The 16,266-nt window shown below is 60.2% G+C and carries 23 protein-coding genes and 1 pseudogene; 8 read left to right on the top strand and 16 right to left on the bottom strand.

Translation table 11 applies throughout. The features are described from left to right. Positions 1–10 precede the first annotated feature (10 nt). A complete protein-coding gene (locus AB7I51_RS13465; protein ID WP_428404741.1) occupies positions 11–637 on the bottom strand; it encodes a hypothetical protein in 627 nt (208 codons plus the stop codon). Between the two features lie 149 nt (positions 638–786). Between AB7I51_RS13465 and AB7I51_RS13460 the strand changes: the two genes are divergently transcribed. From AB7I51_RS13460 to AB7I51_RS13450, 3 genes are all read left to right on the top strand, one after another. Then, positions 787–1,257: a J domain-containing protein gene (locus AB7I51_RS13460; RefSeq protein WP_428404742.1), complete on the top strand. Its 471-nt coding sequence runs from the start codon at positions 787–789 to the stop codon at positions 1,255–1,257. Between the two features lie 110 nt (positions 1,258–1,367). Further along, on the top strand, positions 1,368–2,333 hold the full coding sequence (locus tag AB7I51_RS13455; protein WP_428404743.1) for a PDR/VanB family oxidoreductase: 966 nt from the start codon (positions 1,368–1,370) through the stop codon (positions 2,331–2,333). 10 nt (positions 2,334–2,343) lie between these two features. Further along, on the top strand, positions 2,344–2,562 hold the full coding sequence (locus tag AB7I51_RS13450; protein ID WP_428404744.1) for a hypothetical protein: 219 nt from the start codon (positions 2,344–2,346) through the stop codon (positions 2,560–2,562). Positions 2,563–2,696: 134 nt separating this feature from the next. On the opposite strand, the gene AB7I51_RS13445 is transcribed toward AB7I51_RS13450, so the two are convergent. Continuing rightward, entirely contained in the window at positions 2,697–3,056 is a 360-nt protein-coding gene (locus AB7I51_RS13445) for a hypothetical protein (RefSeq protein ID WP_428404745.1), read from the bottom strand. 91 nt (positions 3,057–3,147) lie between these two features. Here AB7I51_RS13445 and AB7I51_RS13440 point away from each other — a divergent pair, with 91 nt between their 5' ends. Further along, entirely contained in the window at positions 3,148–4,806 is a 1,659-nt protein-coding gene (locus tag AB7I51_RS13440) for a SagB/ThcOx family dehydrogenase (RefSeq protein ID WP_428404746.1), read from the top strand. Between the two features lie 60 nt (positions 4,807–4,866). Here the strand turns inward: AB7I51_RS13440 and AB7I51_RS13435 are convergent, their stop codons facing one another. The 3 genes from AB7I51_RS13435 to AB7I51_RS13425 are packed head-to-tail and all read right to left on the bottom strand — an operon-like array spanning position 4,867 to position 5,773. Then, positions 4,867–5,379: a hypothetical protein gene (locus AB7I51_RS13435; protein WP_428404747.1), complete on the bottom strand. Its 513-nt coding sequence runs from the start codon at positions 5,377–5,379 to the stop codon at positions 4,867–4,869. Further along, on the bottom strand, positions 5,319–5,534 hold the full coding sequence (locus AB7I51_RS13430) for a type II toxin-antitoxin system HicB family antitoxin (RefSeq protein WP_428404748.1): 216 nt from the start codon (positions 5,532–5,534) through the stop codon (positions 5,319–5,321). Before AB7I51_RS13430 ends, AB7I51_RS13435 begins: the two co-directional genes overlap by 61 nt. After that, positions 5,531–5,773, bottom strand: a complete 243-nt coding sequence (locus tag AB7I51_RS13425) for a hypothetical protein (RefSeq protein WP_428404749.1) — start codon at positions 5,771–5,773, stop codon at positions 5,531–5,533. Before AB7I51_RS13425 ends, AB7I51_RS13430 begins: the two co-directional genes overlap by 4 nt. A 102-nt stretch (positions 5,774–5,875) precedes the next feature. On the opposite strand from AB7I51_RS13425, the gene AB7I51_RS13420 reads away from it, so the two are divergent. From AB7I51_RS13420 to AB7I51_RS13405, 4 genes are all read left to right on the top strand, one after another. Next, a complete protein-coding gene (locus AB7I51_RS13420) occupies positions 5,876–6,208 on the top strand; it encodes a Rieske 2Fe-2S domain-containing protein (protein WP_428404750.1) in 333 nt (110 codons plus the stop codon). Positions 6,209–6,441: 233 nt separating this feature from the next. Then, the gene (locus AB7I51_RS13415) at positions 6,442–6,756 is read left to right on the top strand and encodes a hypothetical protein (protein WP_428404751.1); all 315 of its coding nucleotides are present in this window, start codon (positions 6,442–6,444) and stop codon (positions 6,754–6,756) included. A gap of 42 nt (positions 6,757–6,798) precedes the next feature. After that, on the top strand, positions 6,799–7,665 hold the full coding sequence (locus AB7I51_RS13410; RefSeq protein ID WP_428404752.1) for a xanthine dehydrogenase: 867 nt from the start codon (positions 6,799–6,801) through the stop codon (positions 7,663–7,665). 24 nt (positions 7,666–7,689) lie between these two features. Then, positions 7,690–8,127, top strand: a complete 438-nt coding sequence (locus tag AB7I51_RS13405; protein ID WP_428404753.1) for a group II truncated hemoglobin — start codon at positions 7,690–7,692, stop codon at positions 8,125–8,127. Positions 8,128–8,177: 50 nt separating this feature from the next. On the opposite strand, the gene AB7I51_RS13400 is transcribed toward AB7I51_RS13405, so the two are convergent. From AB7I51_RS13400 to nifH, 11 genes and pseudogenes are all read right to left on the bottom strand, one after another. Next, positions 8,178–8,795: a glutathione S-transferase family protein gene (locus tag AB7I51_RS13400; protein WP_428404754.1), complete on the bottom strand. Its 618-nt coding sequence runs from the start codon at positions 8,793–8,795 to the stop codon at positions 8,178–8,180. Positions 8,796–8,806: 11 nt separating this feature from the next. Further along, positions 8,807–9,100 (bottom strand): ferredoxin family protein, encoded by a 294-nt coding sequence (locus tag AB7I51_RS13395; RefSeq protein ID WP_428404755.1) that lies wholly within the window; start codon positions 9,098–9,100, stop codon positions 8,807–8,809. 31 nt (positions 9,101–9,131) lie between these two features. After that, on the bottom strand, positions 9,132–10,439 hold the full coding sequence (locus AB7I51_RS13390) for an FAD-dependent oxidoreductase (RefSeq protein WP_428404756.1): 1,308 nt from the start codon (positions 10,437–10,439) through the stop codon (positions 9,132–9,134). A gap of 11 nt (positions 10,440–10,450) precedes the next feature. Continuing rightward, positions 10,451–11,554: an electron transfer flavoprotein subunit alpha/FixB family protein gene (locus AB7I51_RS13385; protein WP_428404757.1), complete on the bottom strand. Its 1,104-nt coding sequence runs from the start codon at positions 11,552–11,554 to the stop codon at positions 10,451–10,453. A gap of 21 nt (positions 11,555–11,575) precedes the next feature. Further along, positions 11,576–12,418 carry an electron transfer flavoprotein subunit beta/FixA family protein gene (locus AB7I51_RS13380; RefSeq protein ID WP_409980168.1) on the bottom strand — a complete coding sequence of 281 codons (843 nt, stop codon included), beginning with the start codon at positions 12,416–12,418 and terminating at the stop codon, positions 11,576–11,578. 24 nt (positions 12,419–12,442) lie between these two features. Next, complete coding sequence (nifW, locus tag AB7I51_RS13375) at positions 12,443–12,772, bottom strand: nitrogenase stabilizing/protective protein NifW (RefSeq protein ID WP_409980167.1); 330 nt, start codon at positions 12,770–12,772, stop codon at positions 12,443–12,445. Between the two features lie 12 nt (positions 12,773–12,784). Next, positions 12,785–13,573, bottom strand: a complete 789-nt coding sequence (cysE, locus tag AB7I51_RS13370; protein WP_428404758.1) for a serine O-acetyltransferase — start codon at positions 13,571–13,573, stop codon at positions 12,785–12,787. Positions 13,574–13,581: 8 nt separating this feature from the next. Then, positions 13,582–14,751, bottom strand: coding sequence for a homocitrate synthase (gene nifV, locus AB7I51_RS13365; RefSeq protein WP_428404759.1), 1,170 nt, complete (start codon positions 14,749–14,751; stop codon positions 13,582–13,584). A gap of 127 nt (positions 14,752–14,878) precedes the next feature. After that, positions 14,879–15,199, bottom strand: coding sequence for a HesB/IscA family protein (locus AB7I51_RS13360; protein ID WP_428404760.1), 321 nt, complete (start codon positions 15,197–15,199; stop codon positions 14,879–14,881). A gap of 156 nt (positions 15,200–15,355) precedes the next feature. After that, positions 15,356–16,048 (bottom strand): nitrogen fixation protein NifQ, encoded by a 693-nt coding sequence (locus tag AB7I51_RS13355; protein ID WP_428404761.1) that lies wholly within the window; start codon positions 16,046–16,048, stop codon positions 15,356–15,358. A gap of 66 nt (positions 16,049–16,114) precedes the next feature. After that, positions 16,115–16,266, bottom strand: a pseudogene (gene nifH, locus AB7I51_RS13350) (nitrogenase reductase); the annotation flags it as partial.

Raw genomic sequence — 16,266 nt, 5'->3', positions numbered from 1 at the left:
CGTCGCTGTTTCAATCGAGGATTTGCGTTTGTATGGTCAGAATGTCGTAGGGAGGCGCGTTCGGACCGTTGGCATAGCCTAGCGACTGCTCCCGATCGCCGGTGATTCGGCGAGCGCTCAATTTCGTAACGTCGCCGCCATAGACATGGACGCTAATCGAGACCTGATCAATCGAGGCGTTGGACACTTCGACGACGCTGGCGATCCGAGAAGCGCTTGCGTCAACTTCGCCGGCGCGCAGCGTGCGTGGTTCATCCGTGTTGGGCGCGCCGGGAGCATCTTGAATTTGGCGTGAAACGCTTCCGCGCAGGACGCCGACAATCTCCCAAAGATTTGGCCGATCGACCAGCAGTTCGGATCCTGCGGGCAAGACCGCGCTCACGATCGAAAAGCGTTCCAGCCCATCTTGATAGAGTTGATAGTGAGCGCCGCCTGCAGGGTCCGGCGTCGCAAAAACTTCTGGCAGCCAATCGTCGCTTGCCACTAGGCGCGCCATGAGATCGCGGCCGATCACGAGAATTTCCCTCTCGCTATCGGCCAGCTCAACCATCGACTGAATGTCCCAGATGAAGCGCTTCAGGGAAGGCGGGACAGGCCCCGGCGCCTGGGCGTCGGCCATTTGCACGGTCATGTTCATGCGCAGCGCCTATGCAATTGGTTTGCCGAGCGATCGGCTGGCTGTCGGTTCCTAGACTTTGGCTGCGAACATGCATGGAGGCGTCGGCGCGCGGTCTCGTAAGACTTCTTCGTGCCACAAGAGATTTGCTGACCTGGGGAAGGGACCAAATGGCTCACGGCGAAGAATGGGTCATCTGGAATGGCTCGATGGGAATTCTCGATATGGCGGCGATTGGCCGGATCGAGAATGTCGAAGGCCGCCGGGACGCCTTTCTCGCGCCGCCCTATGCGATCGTCGGTCCATTCAGTCTCGATGCGCTTGAAGCGGAGGGACGCATTGCATTTGGCGAATGTCTGATCATGTCGCGCCAAAGATGGCAGGAGGATCAGACCGAGCTGCGTATCGCGGCGCGAGAGAAGCGCCGAGCCTTGCTGCTCAGAATGAGCGGAGACGACGGACTGGAACATCGTGAGACGCTGGACCTGCCGCTGGAAGGAACGCTCGATTCTCCTCAGATCAACGCCGCCTTCCGCAAATTGGCCAAGACGGCGCATCCCGACGCTGGAGGCAGCGACGCGCAATATCGGCGCATCGCTGAAGCGCGCGACGCCCTGCTGGAGCTGTTCGGAAGCGCCTGATCATGGGAAATCGGCCGCGTGAGCCCGCCTCATCTCGTCAGCGCCCCTCTCTCCCGGTCTGTAATTTGCATTCTTAACATACCGTTCGTTGAACAGCCTGGAGGACGGATATGCAGGAAGAAGCCTCGCGCTCGGTTCTTGTGACGAAAAAGGTCGTTGAAGCTCACAATATCATGTCCTTCGAGCTGGTTGACGCCGAAGGCGGCGAACTGCCGCCCTTTTCGCCCGGCGCACATGTCGACGTGACAATCCCGGGCGGTTTCGTGCGCCAATATTCGCTGTGCAACAGCGCTTCCGAGCGTAACCGCTACGTGATCGGAGTTTGGAAGGACGCCAACAGCCGAGGCGGCTCCGTTGCGCTGCATGATGCGGTCAATGTCGGCGACAAATTGACGATCAGCCTGCCCCGTAACCGTTTCCGCGTGCCAAAGAATGCGACGCGCGCCATTCTGCTGGCCAGGGGGATTGGCGTGACGCCGATCCTCAGCATCGCCGACCATCTCAGCGCGCGCGGCACGCCCTTCGAGCTGCATTATGTTTACGCGCTCATGTCTCCTAATGCGTTCGAGCCGCTGATCGCCGCGTCCAATTTCGCGGCCGACACAAACTACTATTTCGAGGCGAGCGCACAGAATCAGTTGCTCGACGCGGCCGCCCTTCTGTCGGATCGTCCGGACGACACGCAGCTTTTCATCAGCGGCGCGGATTGGTGGATGGACCCGATCGTCAATCTGGCCAAGCAAAAGGGATGGAGCGAGGAGCGCATCCATATTGAGCGCTTCACGGCCAAATTGGCGGCGCCGGTGCTCGATACGGTTTTCGAGGTGAAAATCGCGAGCACGGGCGCGGTCTACAAAATCCCCGGCGACAAGACCGTCTCGGCCTTTCTTGAAGAAAGCGGCGTCAAAATCCCGACTTCGTGCGAACAGGGCGTGTGCGGCACATGTAAGGTCAAGGCGCTCGAAGGCGAAATTGACCATCGAGACAAACGTCTCACGCCAGAGCAGCGCGCTGAGGGGTATTTCCTCGCGTGCGTCTCGCGTGGAAAATCCGGCCATATCGTCCTCGATTTGTAGGGATGAACCGATGATTGAAGTCAAGCTCACGACGCAAGAGCAATTATGGCGCGCCGCCTGGATCATCGCCGAGCAATATGGCGACGAGGCAGTCGAATTCGCCGACCAGATGGTGGAGAGCTTCGAAATCGGCGGCAAGCTCGGCCAGCGCGATATTTGGCTCTCGATCAAGAGCAAGATCAGCGTCCTCACGGGCGAGGGCGCCGGAGGTCCTGCTTTCTGGCAGTGACGATACCATCGCGCGCTCCCGGTTCTTGAATGCGCTGCCGCTATCCAGCATGCGATGATGATGCTGTGCGTTTCCTTGTAATGGCTGGACGCAAGGCGAAGAGCGCGCCTATGCCTTCGATCCGCCAAATACCTTCAATCCTTTGATGGGGACGAAGCCTCTCGTGCGAGTCTCCCCGCTAGATCGACGACCGCGCTCCAGTCGAGCCGCGCTTTCTCTCCGCAGTCCGAGGTCAGGACGATGCCTTCTCTCTCGACCGCCGCATCAAAATCCTGATCGCTGGCGATGGGGCTCATATAGATCCGCTCTTCGACGCTTGCGCCCGCGGCCGTTGCCGCGAGCGCGCGTCCGAGGACCATCGACTCCTCACGCGTCAGTCTGCGCAATGGCTGATTGTCGACCGCCAACGTCACCAATCCGCCAAAGTGCCTGTGCGCCACGACGGACACGGTGAAGCTGTGCGTCGCTTGCCTTCCTCCGTCGCCTTGATCCATCGCCTTAGAGTCCAATGTCCTTGCGCCAAATGTTCTCAGCAAAATGGGCGCCTTTTTTGAATGGACGACGTCTGCGATCCCGGAGAAGGCAATGGCTCAAAGTGAACTCGATGCGGAAGTCGCGGCGCCGCTGAGTCTTATCGAACCGGATCCGACTGAAACGACGCCGCAAGACATTCGTGGCTACCATCGACGCACGAAACATGCGCCGACCCGTTACGCGCTCGGCCCCGCCTTTCTCGATTGGACGTCGCAGCCCTGTCCTTTTCGGCGCTTTGAGGGCGCGCGGCGCATTGACTTGCCGTTGCTGGACGCCGAACCAACCCCGACTTTTCCCGGACCGGCGCCCACGCCGGCAAGTCTTGATTGCGCCGCGCTCGGTCTCTTTTTCGAACTCGCCTTTGGGCTTAGCGCGTGGAAAAGCTTTGAAGGCTCGACATGGGCGCTGCGCAACAATCCTTCGTCAGGAAATTTACATCCGACCGAAGCATATGCGGTGATTAACGGGCTCGACGGTCTTGGCGCAACAGCGGGTCTTTATCACTATGCGCCGGAAGCGCATGCGCTCGAAGAACGCGCCCGTTACGCTGCGACCCAGATTCTGCCTCCTGGCGGCTTCCTTCTGGCGCTCACCTCGATCCCTTGGCGGGAAGCTTGGAAATATGGAGAGCGCGCTTATCGCTATTGTCAGCTTGACGCGGGACACGCCATCGGCGCCGCGGCGCAGGCCGCCGCGGCGCTTGGCTGGCGCGCGAGGCTTCTCGCTACACCATCGGATGAAGAGATTGCGCGACTGGTCGGTCTGGATCGCGCCGACTCCGCGCACCGGCGCGAGGGCGAACATCCGGACCTGCTGATCTGGATCGCATGCGACGCCGGCGAAGCGCCGGAGTCTCTCGATCGAATCATCGCGGCGTCTCGCGAATGGCATGGCTCGGCCAACCGCCTGAGCGAAGATCATGACGGATGGCCGGTCATCGATCTTGCGCTGCGCCAATGCGTAAAAGGCGTAACGTCAAAGCCTGCAGAACGCCCGAACCATCGTATTGAGGCGATGTTCGCGTCGCCGCCGATCGGGAATGTGGTGCGGCGGCGACGAAGCGCTCAACGAATGGACGGAGTCGCGAGTCTTTCGCGCGAAATATTTCGCGACATGCTGCTCGCGACTCTTCCCGGCGCGGAGCCGCTCGTCGCCGCTTCGCCCTGGCCGCCAGGAATTGCGCTTTTGTTTTTCGTGCACAGGGTCCAAGGCGTGGAGCCGGGACTTTACCTGCTCGAGCGTGACGAAAATCTTGGTCGTCGGCTGCGCACCGCGATGTCGGGTGATGCGACCACCGCCATTGATCTTGGCGGCGTGACGCTCCAGCGGCTCCACGCCGGCTCCGTCGAGAAGGAAGCGACCAGGTTTTCCTGCCTGCAGCCCATTGCGGGCAAGGGCTGTTTCGCCGTCGCCATGATCGCCGAATTCGGTCGCACTCTGGCGGCAGAGGGCGATTTCGCCTATCGCCGTCTCCATTGGGAAGCCGGGCTGATTGGGCAGGCGCTCTATCTTTGGGCGACCGCTGCGGGCTTCGACGCAACCGGAATCGGGTGCTTCTTCGATGATGAAGTCCACGCGCTGCTCGGCCTGCCACGAGACCAATATGACTTCCAGGACATCTATCATTTCACGGTTGGCCGCGCTGTCGAAGACCCACGGCTGCTGACGCTCCCCGCCTATTCGGACGAAAGGCAAGGGAAACGTTTATAGGTGTCGAGAAGTCTCGGGTCGGAGCGCATTAATCACCGTCGCGGCGACGCCCGCTGAATCCTAATCGTCCCATTCGCCCGCCAAGCGCTTGCTCCATCTTTCACCGAAGGCGTCGGCGTGCTCTTGGGAGGAGAACGTCACCTCCGCCAGCCACTCCGTCGTCAACACGTCGCCAGGCCAATTACGTTCGGTGGAGCGCCACTTGGCCAGTGGCCATTGCGGATTGCGATACGGCCGCTTCTGATCGGCCATCGACGGACGCCCGAATCTCTCGGTCAGCCAACTCACGATCTCCGGACGAAACGCGAGGCCGAAATGAAGCCCGTGACGACTCGAACGCTCCGGCGTTCGGAAGATCCGCTGCTCAATGCATGCGAAGGATGGGGGCGCGCATTCATGATGATAACATCGTAAGATCAGCAGGCGAAAGCCCGTCTCGATCCATTCCGCGGGCGCCGGATTGACGCATCCCGGCTCGTCGAGTGGCGCCGCGAGCGCAGACGGCGGCCGCATCACATTGCGGGCGCTGGGGTCGGCGGCGGACGATCGATCGCCTTCAATGCGTCGAGACAAGCGGCGAGCGCCTTTTGAGCGTCAGCGTGCGCGCCCTCGCTCGTGTCGCCGACGCCGAGACAGCCGGGGACATCGGGAAATCTTACGACGTAGTAGCCGCCTTTCTCTGCAGACAGCTTTTCGATCACGCTTGAATAGGTCGCCGCAGCGGTCATGACTCGAGTTCTTCCATGCTGTCGATCATCTGGAGAAAAGCCTCGACATGGACGGCTCTCGGCTTGGCTCTCAATGGAATTGCGACGCAATGCAACGTCGACGGGTGCGTGAAGACGACGTGCGTTCCTGTCGCCTTCCTGAACTTCATCGCATATTGCGAAGCGGTGATCTCGAAATCTGCAGTCGTCCAATCGCCGTCCGGATTTGTGCGGAAAGCGGCGAGGCGCTTGTTATGCATGATCTTTGATCTCCGACAGATTTGACGGCGCCGATCTTGCGACAAACTTCTTGGAACGCATGCAAGTTCGCAGCCAGGGACGGATGTTCGAAGAGACGGGACATGTTTGAGCGGGTATGCAAAGAGGAAGCGATGGCCGAAGGCGACATGCGTATCGTCGTGGCTAACGCGCAACTCGTCGTCTTGGCTTGGCCTGAAAATGGTGTGATCAAGGCCTTTCAGGGCGTTTGCCCTCATGCCAACACGCCGCTCACGGACGCGGAATTCGATGGCGTCGAGCTCGTTTGTCCAATTCACCGCTGGTCGTGGAACATGAATACCGGCGAGCCTTCGCACCCACATGCGACGCCGCTCGCCGAATATCCAGTGAAGATCGACACAGGCGTTATCTATGTCGACGCGGAGGGGGTCGCGCCAATCTTCGCGGCGCCGTGAATTATCGAGATTAGGCATTCACGCCCGAGGACCGATAGGCCGGCTTTGGCGCCGTTCCATCCAGCCGAGCGTGACCATGAGCTGTTTCCCACGCCGGGACAAAAAACAGGCGCGACCTCTGTCGCGTCCCGCAGGAAAGATTTGCTCCTAAAAAAATGCGCTGATGAAAATCCAACTGGCCTTCAATTTGCTCGAGTTTTTACAGCACGCGGCATGAAGCGGCAGGGAACGGCATGTCAATTGATTTGAATTCAGAATGGACCGACGCCGATCTGGCGCGGCTTCTTTCCAAAGTGGAAGACGATCGCGACTGGCGATTGGAGGTGAGCCCTGCGGGCGTCGCGGGTCTTGCGGACAAGACCGCCAATCCGACCGGCGCGGACTATGACGACACTCTGCACTGCTATTTCGAGACCTGGATGCAGGGGACCGATTTCGTTGGTCCGTCCGCAGCCTCCGACAAGACTTTTGTCGCCAAAATCGCCAAGGCGTTGCGGGAAAACTATCCAAATCGCAAGGCCGACAAATTCGTCTATGTCGACCTCTAGGCGGCCCATATATTGCTAGCGCAGTCCCTGACCGGAGGGGCGATGTCGGGGTCTTTTCTAGTTCAATTCCTCGCGGATCGAACCGCGCCCTTCGTGCTGATTCTCGGCACGAATGAAATCGCCTCCGCCATCGCCGTGCGCTTGAAGCGCGCGGGGTATCGGGTCGTCATGAGCCACGACCCTTTTCCGCCCGTCATCCGGCGCGGCATGGCGTTTTATGATGCGCTGTTCGAAGATCAGGTCGAAATTGACGGAATGCGCGGCCGCCGGGCCGGCGCGGTCCTGGAAATTGCTGAAGCGCTTGCTGAAAAAGGCGTCATTCCCGTTACCGCATTGCAGTTTTCGGATCTGCTCCCGCTGCGCGTGCCGGACATTCTGATCGATGCGCGAATCCAAAAGCATCGCGTTACGCCAATTCTGCGCAAGATCGTCAATCTGTCGATCGGGCTTGGGCCCAATTTCGTGGCGGGCGTCAATTGCGACATCGCGATCGAAACCCATCCCGACCACGCCGGAGAGTTGCTTGAAGAGGGGACCACTAAGCCGGCCGACGGCGTGCCGCGCTTTCTCGGCGGGATTGGACGAGAACGCTTCATTTATTCGGCGCGCTCGGGCGTATGGCGAACGCCTCTCGATATCGGATCGCGGATATTCAAGGGTTATGTCATTGGACGTCTGGACGGTCTGCCCGTCGCCGCGCCCATGGACGGAAGGTTGCGGGGGTTGGCGCGCGACGGCCTCTCGATCCCGAGCGGCGTGAAGCTCGTTGAAATCGATCCACGCGGAAGCGCCGCCAGATGGACCGGAACGGATGACATCGGACGAACAATCGCCGAAGCTACGTTACGAGCGATTTACATCCGTATTGCTTCTCTTCAGCCGGCGCCAGCGACCATGACGGCGCACTAACGGCCAAGGATCGGAAGCGACGCTATGCTCGACACGCCAACGACATTTTACGAGCGGATCGGAGGCTTTGAGGCTGTCGATCGGCTGGTCGACGCATTCTACCGGAACATGGACAATTTTCCGCAGGCGCGCGAGATTCGCGCGATGCACGCCGAGGACCTGACGGCGACGCGGGCGGTCCTGAAAACCTATCTCGCCGAATGGCTGGGCGGCCCGAAGAATTATTCGGCGAAGAAGGGGCATCCGCGGCTGCGCATGCGTCATGGTCATCTGCGCATCGGACCGGCCGAGCGGGATGCATGGCTGCTCTGCATGAACGCGGCGCTGGAAGAGGCGATCAGTGACGCGGACGCGCGTGGGCGCATCGGCGAGGATTTGGCGAAACTCGCCGACTGGATGAGAAACGATCCGCAAAACCCCCACGATCAGAGACATCAGCCGACCGTGCCGGCGCGGCCCTGAAAGAATCCGCTTCTACTGCGACGGCGCTCCTTGCGCGCCTCCATCCGAAATTAAACGCGATAGCCTTCTTCGGCCAGCACTTGCCGGACACTGGGTCTCGTTTTCATTCGCGCGTAATGGGCGCGGCAATTTTCCGGCAACGGCATATCCGTCTTGTCAGCCCAGAACTCAACATAGAAAAGCGCCGCGTCGGCGATCGAAAAGTCGCCGACGATATAGTCCTTGCCGCTGAGATGACGATCCGCGGTCGCGAGCGCGTTCATTACAATCTCGCGCCCCTCGGACTTGATCGCCTCGACGCTCAGTGAGGGCTCCGCGTAGCGTTCGGGCGTAAAGATGCGCCTGAACCCGTCGCCGTGAATCCGGCCGACGCAGAAATTCATCCACTTTAGCGCTTCTTCGCGCGCGGCGTCGTCTTGCGGCAAGAGCCGGCGCTTTGGATAGTTTTCCGCCAACCAGCGCGCGATCGATACGAAATCGGTAAGCGCGACGCCGTCATCAAGCAGTAGCGTCGGGATCGTCCCGTGGGGATTGATCGCCAAATAGTCGGACTTGAGGTGATCGCCCTTCACCAGGTTTACGATGTGAGCCTCGAAGATCAGCCCAACCTCCTCGAGCAGAATATGTATGCCCGTCGAGCAGGAGCCTGGCGTCATATAGAACTTCAAGGCCGCTCCGATCACCCGAATTTGAACAACACGCCATATCCGCCGCGCGGATAGTTCCACTCGATATCGCCGCTGGGCTCGGCGATGACCCGGCAGGTGCCGCATTCAACGCAGCCGTCGGTGGTAATTTCAACTTGTCCCGCCGAGTTCAACTCATAGCAATGAGCCGGGCAGAGCTTCAACAGGCTGAGCAGCTGCGCCGAGGGCGTGGCGTGCGGCCGCACCTTGATATGGGCCCGGCCCGCGTCGACGAGATAACGATTGAGATAGAGCTTGTCCTCTACTCTGTTCGCCGCCTGAGCCATTTTCGTCTCCTTTCGCTATGTTGCAGCGATCTCACCGCCATGCGCGCGCGAAGCTGAATGCGTCGCCGATGATTCCTTTGATCGATCTTGCGGCCAGGAAGGAGCGCAGCGTGGCCTTCTCCTTCTCGGATTTGGTTACGCCGTCGACGCGCACGAACTCCTTCATCGCCTTGGATACGAGCTGCGGGTAGGTCAGGAAGAAGTTCTGCGCGCGGATGTGCAACAATTCCGGCATGTTCCGGTATTTCTTGAGATCCTTCATCACGAAGGAATCTTCGAGCATCTTCCGATAGAGCGCGAGATTTTCCTTCGTCATCGGATCGCGCCGCGATTTGATCTGGAAAATCGTTTCCGCAGCCAACCGGCCGGACGTCATTGCGAGATTCGAACCTTCGCGATGCACTGCATTGTTGAGCTGGGCCGCGTCTCCGACCACGACCCATCCATCGCCAAAGAGCTGCGGGATCGCCTTGTAGCCGCCTTCCGGAATGAGATGCGCGGCGTATTCCTTCACCTCCGACCCTTCGATCAGACCCTTCACGGAAGGATGCGATTTGAACTTCTCGAGCAGGCCATAAGGAGTCTGTCCGGTCCGCTCGAAGTCTGCGACGAGGCAGCCAATGCCGAGCGAGATCGACTCCTTATTGGTGTAAATGAAGCCCATCCCGGTCATGCCCTCGGAAATCGTGCCGACCGCCTCGATCACGGCGCCTTCGTCGCCCTTCAGGTTGAAGCGCGACTCGAGCGTTTCCTGGGGCAGGAAATGCATCTCCTTTACGGCAAGCGCGACCTTGCTCGGGTCGGGCCGATTTCTCAGTCCCGCGCGCGTGCCGAGCAAACCGTTGACGCCTTCCGCTAGCACCACGACATCGGCGCCGACCTGTCCGTTCTTGCGATCCGTCCGGACGCCGATCACCTTGCCATGCGCATCCTGAAGCAGTTCCGTCACCGTCGTCTCGCACAGCACGACGGCGCCCGCCTCCTGGACTTTTTTCGAGAACCATTTGTCGAATTGCGCACGAATGATCGTGTAACGGTTCGGCTTCTCCTCATTGAATTCGTCGGAACGATAGTGCAGCCCGGTGTGGGAATTGTCGTCCATCATCCAGAAGCGCTGCTCGATCAGATGACGTTCGAGCGGCGCATCCTCGCGAAAATCGGGGATCAGCTTTTCCAGCATGTCCGCGTAGAGAATGGCGCCTTGCACGTTCTTTGAGCCGGAATATTCGCCGCGCTCGAGCTGCAGCACTTTGAGGCCGCGTTGCGCCAAGGTCAGCGCCGCCGCGTTTCCCGCCATTCCCGCGCCGACCACGATCGCGTCAAATCTCTCTTCGATCATGATTCGCTCCGTCAGCTCGCCAAGCGGTCGCGTTGGTGTGGCGACAGTCGTTTGGAGAATGCTTCAGTGAGGGCAGGCAAAAGACGTACCGCGTCACTCACCACGCCAAGATGCGCGAAATCGAAGATCGGCGCGTTCTTGTCGGTGTTGATCGCGAGAATGTAATCCGCGCCTTCCACGCCCACGCGATGCTGGATCGCGCCAGAAATCCCGGCAGCGATATAAAGCTTTGGTCGGATTGTTTTTCCGGTCTGGCCGATCTGGCGATCGGAACTTACCCAGCCCTTTTGAACCACGGGACGCGAACAGCCATATTCGGCGCCGATGACGCTCGCCAATTGGCGCACAAGTTGGAAATTTTCCGGAGAGCCCAAGCCCAGCCCGCCCGCGACGACCACATCCGCAAAAGCGAGGTTGGATTTCGACGACTCGCGATCCGGCAAAAAGGCGAGCACTTTTGTAACAATATCGTCTTCGACGAGGCCCAGCGGATGTTCGATCACGCGGCCGACCAGCTTTTCGACGCGCTCCGGCATCGGCATGACTCGCGGACGCACCGTCGCCATTTGCGGACGATAGTTCAGCGTGAAAATCGTGCACAGCAGCGATCCGCCAAATGTAGGCCGGGTCGCGGCAAGCGATCCTTCAGCGTCGACGTCGAGTTCGGTGCAATCGGCCGTCAGCCCGGTCAGCAGAGTCGTCGCCACTGAGCCGGCGAGGTCGCGCCCTAAAGTCGTCGCGCCAAGCAGGAGTATCTCGGGCTTGTAGAGATTGACGAGATCCGTCAGCGCCTTCGTGTAGCTTTCGTTACGATAGTCTTTCAGCAGATCGTCCGCGACCAGATAGGCGAGGTCCGCTCCATAGCAGAAAGCTTCGTGGAGAACGCCCTGGGTTTGTTCGTTTTTCGCGCCGACGACGACCGCCGCCAGATCGACGCCGAGCTTGTCGGCGAGCACGCGTCCAGCGCCCATCAGCTCCCAGGAGACGGGATGCGCCTGGCCGCGCTCCTGTTCGACGAAAACCCACACATGTTTGTAACTTTTGAGATGTTCCGGCAGCTCTTTTTTCGTCGACGCGCGGCCGGCAGCTGCAGGGGCTTTGGGTGCGTTGCTCATTTCGTCCTCCGCCTGCGATCGTCAATAACCGCGCGCGAGCTTTTCGAGCTCGCTTTCCAAATTCGTCTGTCGCTGGAACAGCGCCTCGACCAGCGCCTCTCCCGGCTTGTCGCCCAATTCGATGAATTCGGCCTTTGTCGCGCGCGGCTGCGGCGCGAAGACCTTCTTGACGATCGTCGGCGATCCGCGCAGGCCGCATTTGGTGATGTCCTCGACGCCTGCGTCCTGGGCGCTCCATCGAACGAGTTTCGCCCGCGCCGCCTTCAGTGCGTCGGTCAGAGAGCCGACGCGAATTTCGTTCACGCCTTCGAGGATGGTGATCAGGCATGGCAACCGGCTTTGCAGTTGTTGCACGCCGCCTTCCGCGCGCCGCTCGACTTCGATCAGCCGTTTCTCGACGTCGACGGAATTGATCTTCGAGACATAAGTCAGCTGAATGTAGCCCAGCCGTTTCGCGACGCCCGGTCCGACTTGAGCGGTATCGCCGTCAATCGTCTGTTTTCCGGTAAAGACAATGTCGGGAGCGCCGAACTCCGCGCCGATCTTCTTCAGCGCCGTCGCAAGCGCATAGGTCGTCGCGAGCGTGTCGGCGCCGGCGAAGAAACGATCGGTCAGCAGCACGGCCCGGTCGACGCCGAAGGAGAGCGCCTTGCGCAGACTGTCCTCCGCCGAGGGAGGTCCCATCGTCAGAACCGTGACCTCGCCGCCAAACTGATCGCGCAGTCGAAGCGCTTCCTCGATCGCGAAGAGATCGTAGGGATTGATGATTGTCGGCACGCCCTGGCGCATGATCGTGTTCGTCACGGGATGAACACGGATCTGCGCCGAGTCTGGCACCTGCTTCATGCATACGACGATGTGCATCGCTCTATTCCTTGCTTGCGCCGCTCACTTCGAGCCGCCGAGCTGCACAAGCGCCGGCGTCGCCGCCGGCTTCACGGCGTCCTTGTGCACCTTGAACAGGCGCTCCTCGATCGGCGAGGACTTGGTGAAGTCGAGATAGGCCTGTTCGAGAAAGGTCTTGCAGCGCAGGGCCGCCTCTTCATCGGTGAAGCTGGTGAAATCCTCCTTAAAGAGATATTCGCCCATGCGCCGCAAAATATGGAGCCGCGAGACATTCACCAATTTGGGATCGTAATCGACCCCGAGGAGAGTGAAGAAATCCTCGGCGCAAGAGGTGTTTTGAAGCTGTTCGATGATGCCCGGAACGGAGGCCATGCCATTTCTCCTTCAGATAATCCGCGGGGGTTCGGCGGCGCCCGAACGTGCGCGTTGCGCTGTTGAGGTTTGAGCGGCGCCCTTTACCTTCAACTGCAGATTGGCGAGGCGCGCCTCGAGGAATTCGACGCGGTCGACAAGAGCTTCAAAGGCTTCGCCAACCGGGTCCGGGATAAGATGGTGGTTGAGATTGATGCGGCCGCCAAATGTATGTCGCGCGACGTCACGATGCACCGTTTTCGCCGGAATGCCGACAACTGTCGCATCGCGCGTCACGGTCTCGATCACGACGGAATTCGCGCCGACTCGCGCATTTCGACCGACTGTGATGGGCCCAAGAATTTTCGCGCCGGCGCCGACGATCACGCCGTCCTCCAGCGTCGGGTGACGTCGACCCGGAGACCAGGAAACGCCGCCGAGCGTGACGCCGCGATAGATCGTCACATCATCGCCGATGATGGCTGTCTCGCCGATGACGACTCCGGCGCCGTGGTCAATGAAAAAGCGCTTGCCGATCGTTGCGCCCGGATGAATGTCGATATTGGTCAAGAACCGGCAAAACCATGAAACCAGTCGCGCCGGAAACCGATGATCATGCAGCCAGAGCCAATTCGCGACTCGATGCCAAATGATCGCATGTATGCCCGGATAGGTCAGCAGCGTTTCGATTTTGCCTCGGGCCGCCGGGTCGCGCGTCTTGACGCATGCGACGTCTTCGCAGATCAGCCGCCAGACCTTCGGCGGCTTCTCGACGCTCGTAACGACCGTATCATGGGAGCCTGCGTGTATGGCTTCGGACATCTTGCGCCTCACGATATCCTCAGTTCCGACTGCCGTCTCACGTCCTGCCATATGTCCTTCAGGACATCGTTGCTGACAGGTCCCTTGCGGTCGAGCGCATGCGCGCGCACGCGCGCGACAATTCGCGCGATCTCTCCGGCGTTGAAGGGAAGCCGCATGACGTCGAGCATGGAGGCGACCGCCGCCGAACCGGAATGCTTTCCGATTACGATGCTATGCGCGCGGCCAAGCAGGCCCGGATCAAGCGATTCATAGGTTCGGCGGTCTTTGATCAGGCCGTCGACGTGGATCCCTGACTCATGCGTAAAGGCGTGGTCGCCGACGATCGATTTGTTGACCGGAATAGGCCGGCCAGCCGCCGTCGCGACCAGGTCGGCGACGCGTTGCAACTCCGTCAGTACGACGCCGGTCTCAATGCCGTAAAGCTGCGCCGCCGCGACGGCGACTTCCTCGAGCGGCGCATTGCCGGCGCGCTCGCCAAGGCCGATCACGGTGACGGAGGCGTGCGTCGCGCCCGCCCTGACGCCGGCGAGCGTATTTGCTGTGGCAAGGCCGAGATCGTCGTGACAATGGATTTCGATTTCCATGTCGGTCTCGCGCCGAAGGTTCGAGATAAGTTCGAAGGTCGAGAAAGGATCGAGCACGCTTAACGTGTCGGCGACCCGAAAGCGCCTGGCGCCGGCCGCGCGGGCGACGCTCATGAGTTCGATCAGGAAATTCGGATCGGCTCTCGAAGAGTCCTCGCCGCCGACCGCGACGTCCAGTCCGCGGCTTCGCGCATAATCGACGACGCCCGTCGTAAGTTCTTTCGCGTCGTTCCGGCCGCCGCGCAATTTCGCTGCGATTTGTCGATCCGACGCCGGGACCGAAAGGTTGACCATCGAAACGCCGGAGGCGATGGCGGCGTCGACGTCTTCCCGCCGCATCCTGCACCAGGCGATGGCGCGCAGCGGCAGTTGCGCTTCGACGATCGAACGAATGGCGGCGATCTCATCCGCGCCCATGGCGGGGGTACCCGCCTCCAGTTCGGTTACGCCGGCCTGCGCCAGCGCTCTGGCGATTTCAACCTTTTCCTGGCTCGTAAAAGCGACGCCGGGCGCCTGCTCGCCGTCGCGCAATGTCGTGTCGTTTAAGACGACCTTTTTGGCGCGGGCCTTCAAATTGAGGGACGCCGCCATTGTCGAGAAGCGAGAAGACATGGACGAAGACATGGACATGGTGTCGTTCAGCCGTGAAAGGCCTGCCCCCGGCGTAGCGCGCATTTACGGTGCGCTTTGTTCGAATACGTTCTCATGCCAAAGTCGGTCAGGCGAACGACTTCTGGCAACCGCAGGTCGACGAGGCGTTGGGGTTTTCGAAGGTGAAGCCTTCACCCTCAAGCCCGCGCCGATAACCGAGCGTCATTCCTTGCAGTCGCGGGATCGATCCGGGATCGATCAGGACGCGGGCGCCATCGGCTTCCACCACGATGTCGTCATCGCGCTGCTCCGTGTCGAGATCGACGACGTACTGGTAGCCGGCGCATCCGCCTTCTTTCACCAAAATTCGCAGCCCGCCTTCAAGCTGCCCGGCCTTCACCATCGCGTCCTTGACGGCGGCGACGGCGGCTTCAGAGAGGACGATCATCGTGGAGCCTCAACGATCAGCGTTTTCCATGCGATCGAAGCAAGGCACATGCCACTGGCGTTTGAGCGCAAATCCTGCACTGCAGCAGGCGCGCGACAAATGAAGGATGAATTTTGTTCGAAAGTTTACAGAAAGAGCCTCGACGGGGCGAGCCATTCAAGCGCCGGCCGCGCTCCCTTGCTTGCGCTCGGAACTTAGACGGCTCGTTCCCTCTTCTGCGCCGAAGCAGACGTGATAATCGGCGCAATTCGAGCAAACCGGCGTTGCGCACATCACGAAGCCGTCGTTCTCGCACATCAAGCGGTAGATGAAGCGCTTCCAACGCATGTTCTTGTCATTGCGGGCGGCGAGCGAAAAAAAATGCCTTTCCATCAGACGCGTCAGTTCAGACCGGTTTCGTAACCCAAGGTCTTCCCACAGATGGTTCGGTTCAAGCGCTCGCCGGGCGATCATCGCCGCGAGCCATTCTCCCTCTGCGTCCCGCGGCGAAAGATGTTCGAGAAGAATGTCGCGGACCAGTTCAGCTTCATCGAGATCGGAAACGCTAGCGGCAGGCCCGTCTTTCCACGAAAGAGCAGGGCGATCGCCAAAATGGATAGAGATCAGCGCATCGAGATTTTCCGGGCTTAGCCCTAAACGTTCGGTGAGAGCGCCCGACTCGGATGCGGCGACGGAGATAATGCAGGCGAATATGTGCCGATCGAAATCCGTGTCGGCGTCGATGCTTGCTGCGAGAGGCGCAAGCCCCGTCAAACGACGATAGACATCGGCAGGATCCACCGGCTTATGCTCGGCAAGATCAAGCGACGTCTCGGCGACTTCAATTTCCGGGATCACGCGTATGTTCACGGCACGATCCAAAGTGCGGACGCGCCGGCCTTCCTTGGGAGGAGGCCGGCGCGCAGCTTATGGTGATTAAGCGATGGCCGCGAGTTCTGCAGCGGATTTGCCGATCTGGCTCTCGTCGACCGCCTTCATGATGCCGTGCTCCATCAGCATGTCTTCGAGCTCGTCCATCGTGATCGGCGTCGGGATGATGCCCTGGCCCTTGTTGGCGTGGACCTTGT

The sequence above is a fragment of the Methylocystis sp. genome, assembly GCF_050246715.1.
GTDB lineage: Bacteria > Pseudomonadota > Alphaproteobacteria > Rhizobiales > Beijerinckiaceae > Methylocystis.
The sequence above is the reverse complement of the archived record's forward strand: the minus strand, read 5'-3'. Positions and strand labels throughout refer to the sequence as shown.

Bases quoted from the DNA above. Each gene is read 5' to 3' on its own strand.
- AB7I51_RS13440 (WP_428404746.1), top strand. From the start codon at position 3,148: ATGGCTCAAAGTGAACTCGATGCGGAAGTCGCGGCGCCGCTGAGTCTT.
- cysE (WP_428404758.1), bottom strand. From the start codon at position 13,573: ATGTCCGAAGCCATACACGCAGGCTCCCATGATACGGTCGTTACGAGC.
- AB7I51_RS13380 (WP_409980168.1), bottom strand. From the start codon at position 12,418: ATGCACATCGTCGTATGCATGAAGCAGGTGCCAGACTCGGCGCAGATC.
- AB7I51_RS13445 (WP_428404745.1), bottom strand. From the start codon at position 3,056: ATGGATCAAGGCGACGGAGGAAGGCAAGCGACGCACAGCTTCACCGTG.
- AB7I51_RS13405 (WP_428404753.1), top strand. From the start codon at position 7,690: ATGCTCGACACGCCAACGACATTTTACGAGCGGATCGGAGGCTTTGAG.
- AB7I51_RS13415 (WP_428404751.1), top strand. From the start codon at position 6,442: ATGTCAATTGATTTGAATTCAGAATGGACCGACGCCGATCTGGCGCGG.
- AB7I51_RS13360 (WP_428404760.1), bottom strand. From the start codon at position 15,199: ATGATCGTCCTCTCTGAAGCCGCCGTCGCCGCCGTCAAGGACGCGATG.
- AB7I51_RS13425 (WP_428404749.1), bottom strand. From the start codon at position 5,773: ATGCATAACAAGCGCCTCGCCGCTTTCCGCACAAATCCGGACGGCGAT.
- AB7I51_RS13390 (WP_428404756.1), bottom strand. From the start codon at position 10,439: ATGATCGAAGAGAGATTTGACGCGATCGTGGTCGGCGCGGGAATGGCG.
- AB7I51_RS13460 (WP_428404742.1), top strand. From the start codon at position 787: ATGGCTCACGGCGAAGAATGGGTCATCTGGAATGGCTCGATGGGAATT.
- AB7I51_RS13420 (WP_428404750.1), top strand. From the start codon at position 5,876: ATGTTTGAGCGGGTATGCAAAGAGGAAGCGATGGCCGAAGGCGACATG.
- AB7I51_RS13385 (WP_428404757.1), bottom strand. From the start codon at position 11,554: ATGAGCAACGCACCCAAAGCCCCTGCAGCTGCCGGCCGCGCGTCGACG.
- AB7I51_RS13465 (WP_428404741.1), bottom strand. From the start codon at position 637: ATGAACATGACCGTGCAAATGGCCGACGCCCAGGCGCCGGGGCCTGTC.
- AB7I51_RS13410 (WP_428404752.1), top strand. From the start codon at position 6,799: ATGTCGGGGTCTTTTCTAGTTCAATTCCTCGCGGATCGAACCGCGCCC.
- AB7I51_RS13395 (WP_428404755.1), bottom strand. From the start codon at position 9,100: ATGGCTCAGGCGGCGAACAGAGTAGAGGACAAGCTCTATCTCAATCGT.
- AB7I51_RS13430 (WP_428404748.1), bottom strand. From the start codon at position 5,534: ATGACCGCTGCGGCGACCTATTCAAGCGTGATCGAAAAGCTGTCTGCA.
- AB7I51_RS13450 (WP_428404744.1), top strand. From the start codon at position 2,344: ATGATTGAAGTCAAGCTCACGACGCAAGAGCAATTATGGCGCGCCGCC.
- nifW (WP_409980167.1), bottom strand. From the start codon at position 12,772: ATGGCCTCCGTTCCGGGCATCATCGAACAGCTTCAAAACACCTCTTGC.
- nifV (WP_428404759.1), bottom strand. From the start codon at position 14,751: ATGGCGGCGTCCCTCAATTTGAAGGCCCGCGCCAAAAAGGTCGTCTTA.
- AB7I51_RS13455 (WP_428404743.1), top strand. From the start codon at position 1,368: ATGCAGGAAGAAGCCTCGCGCTCGGTTCTTGTGACGAAAAAGGTCGTT.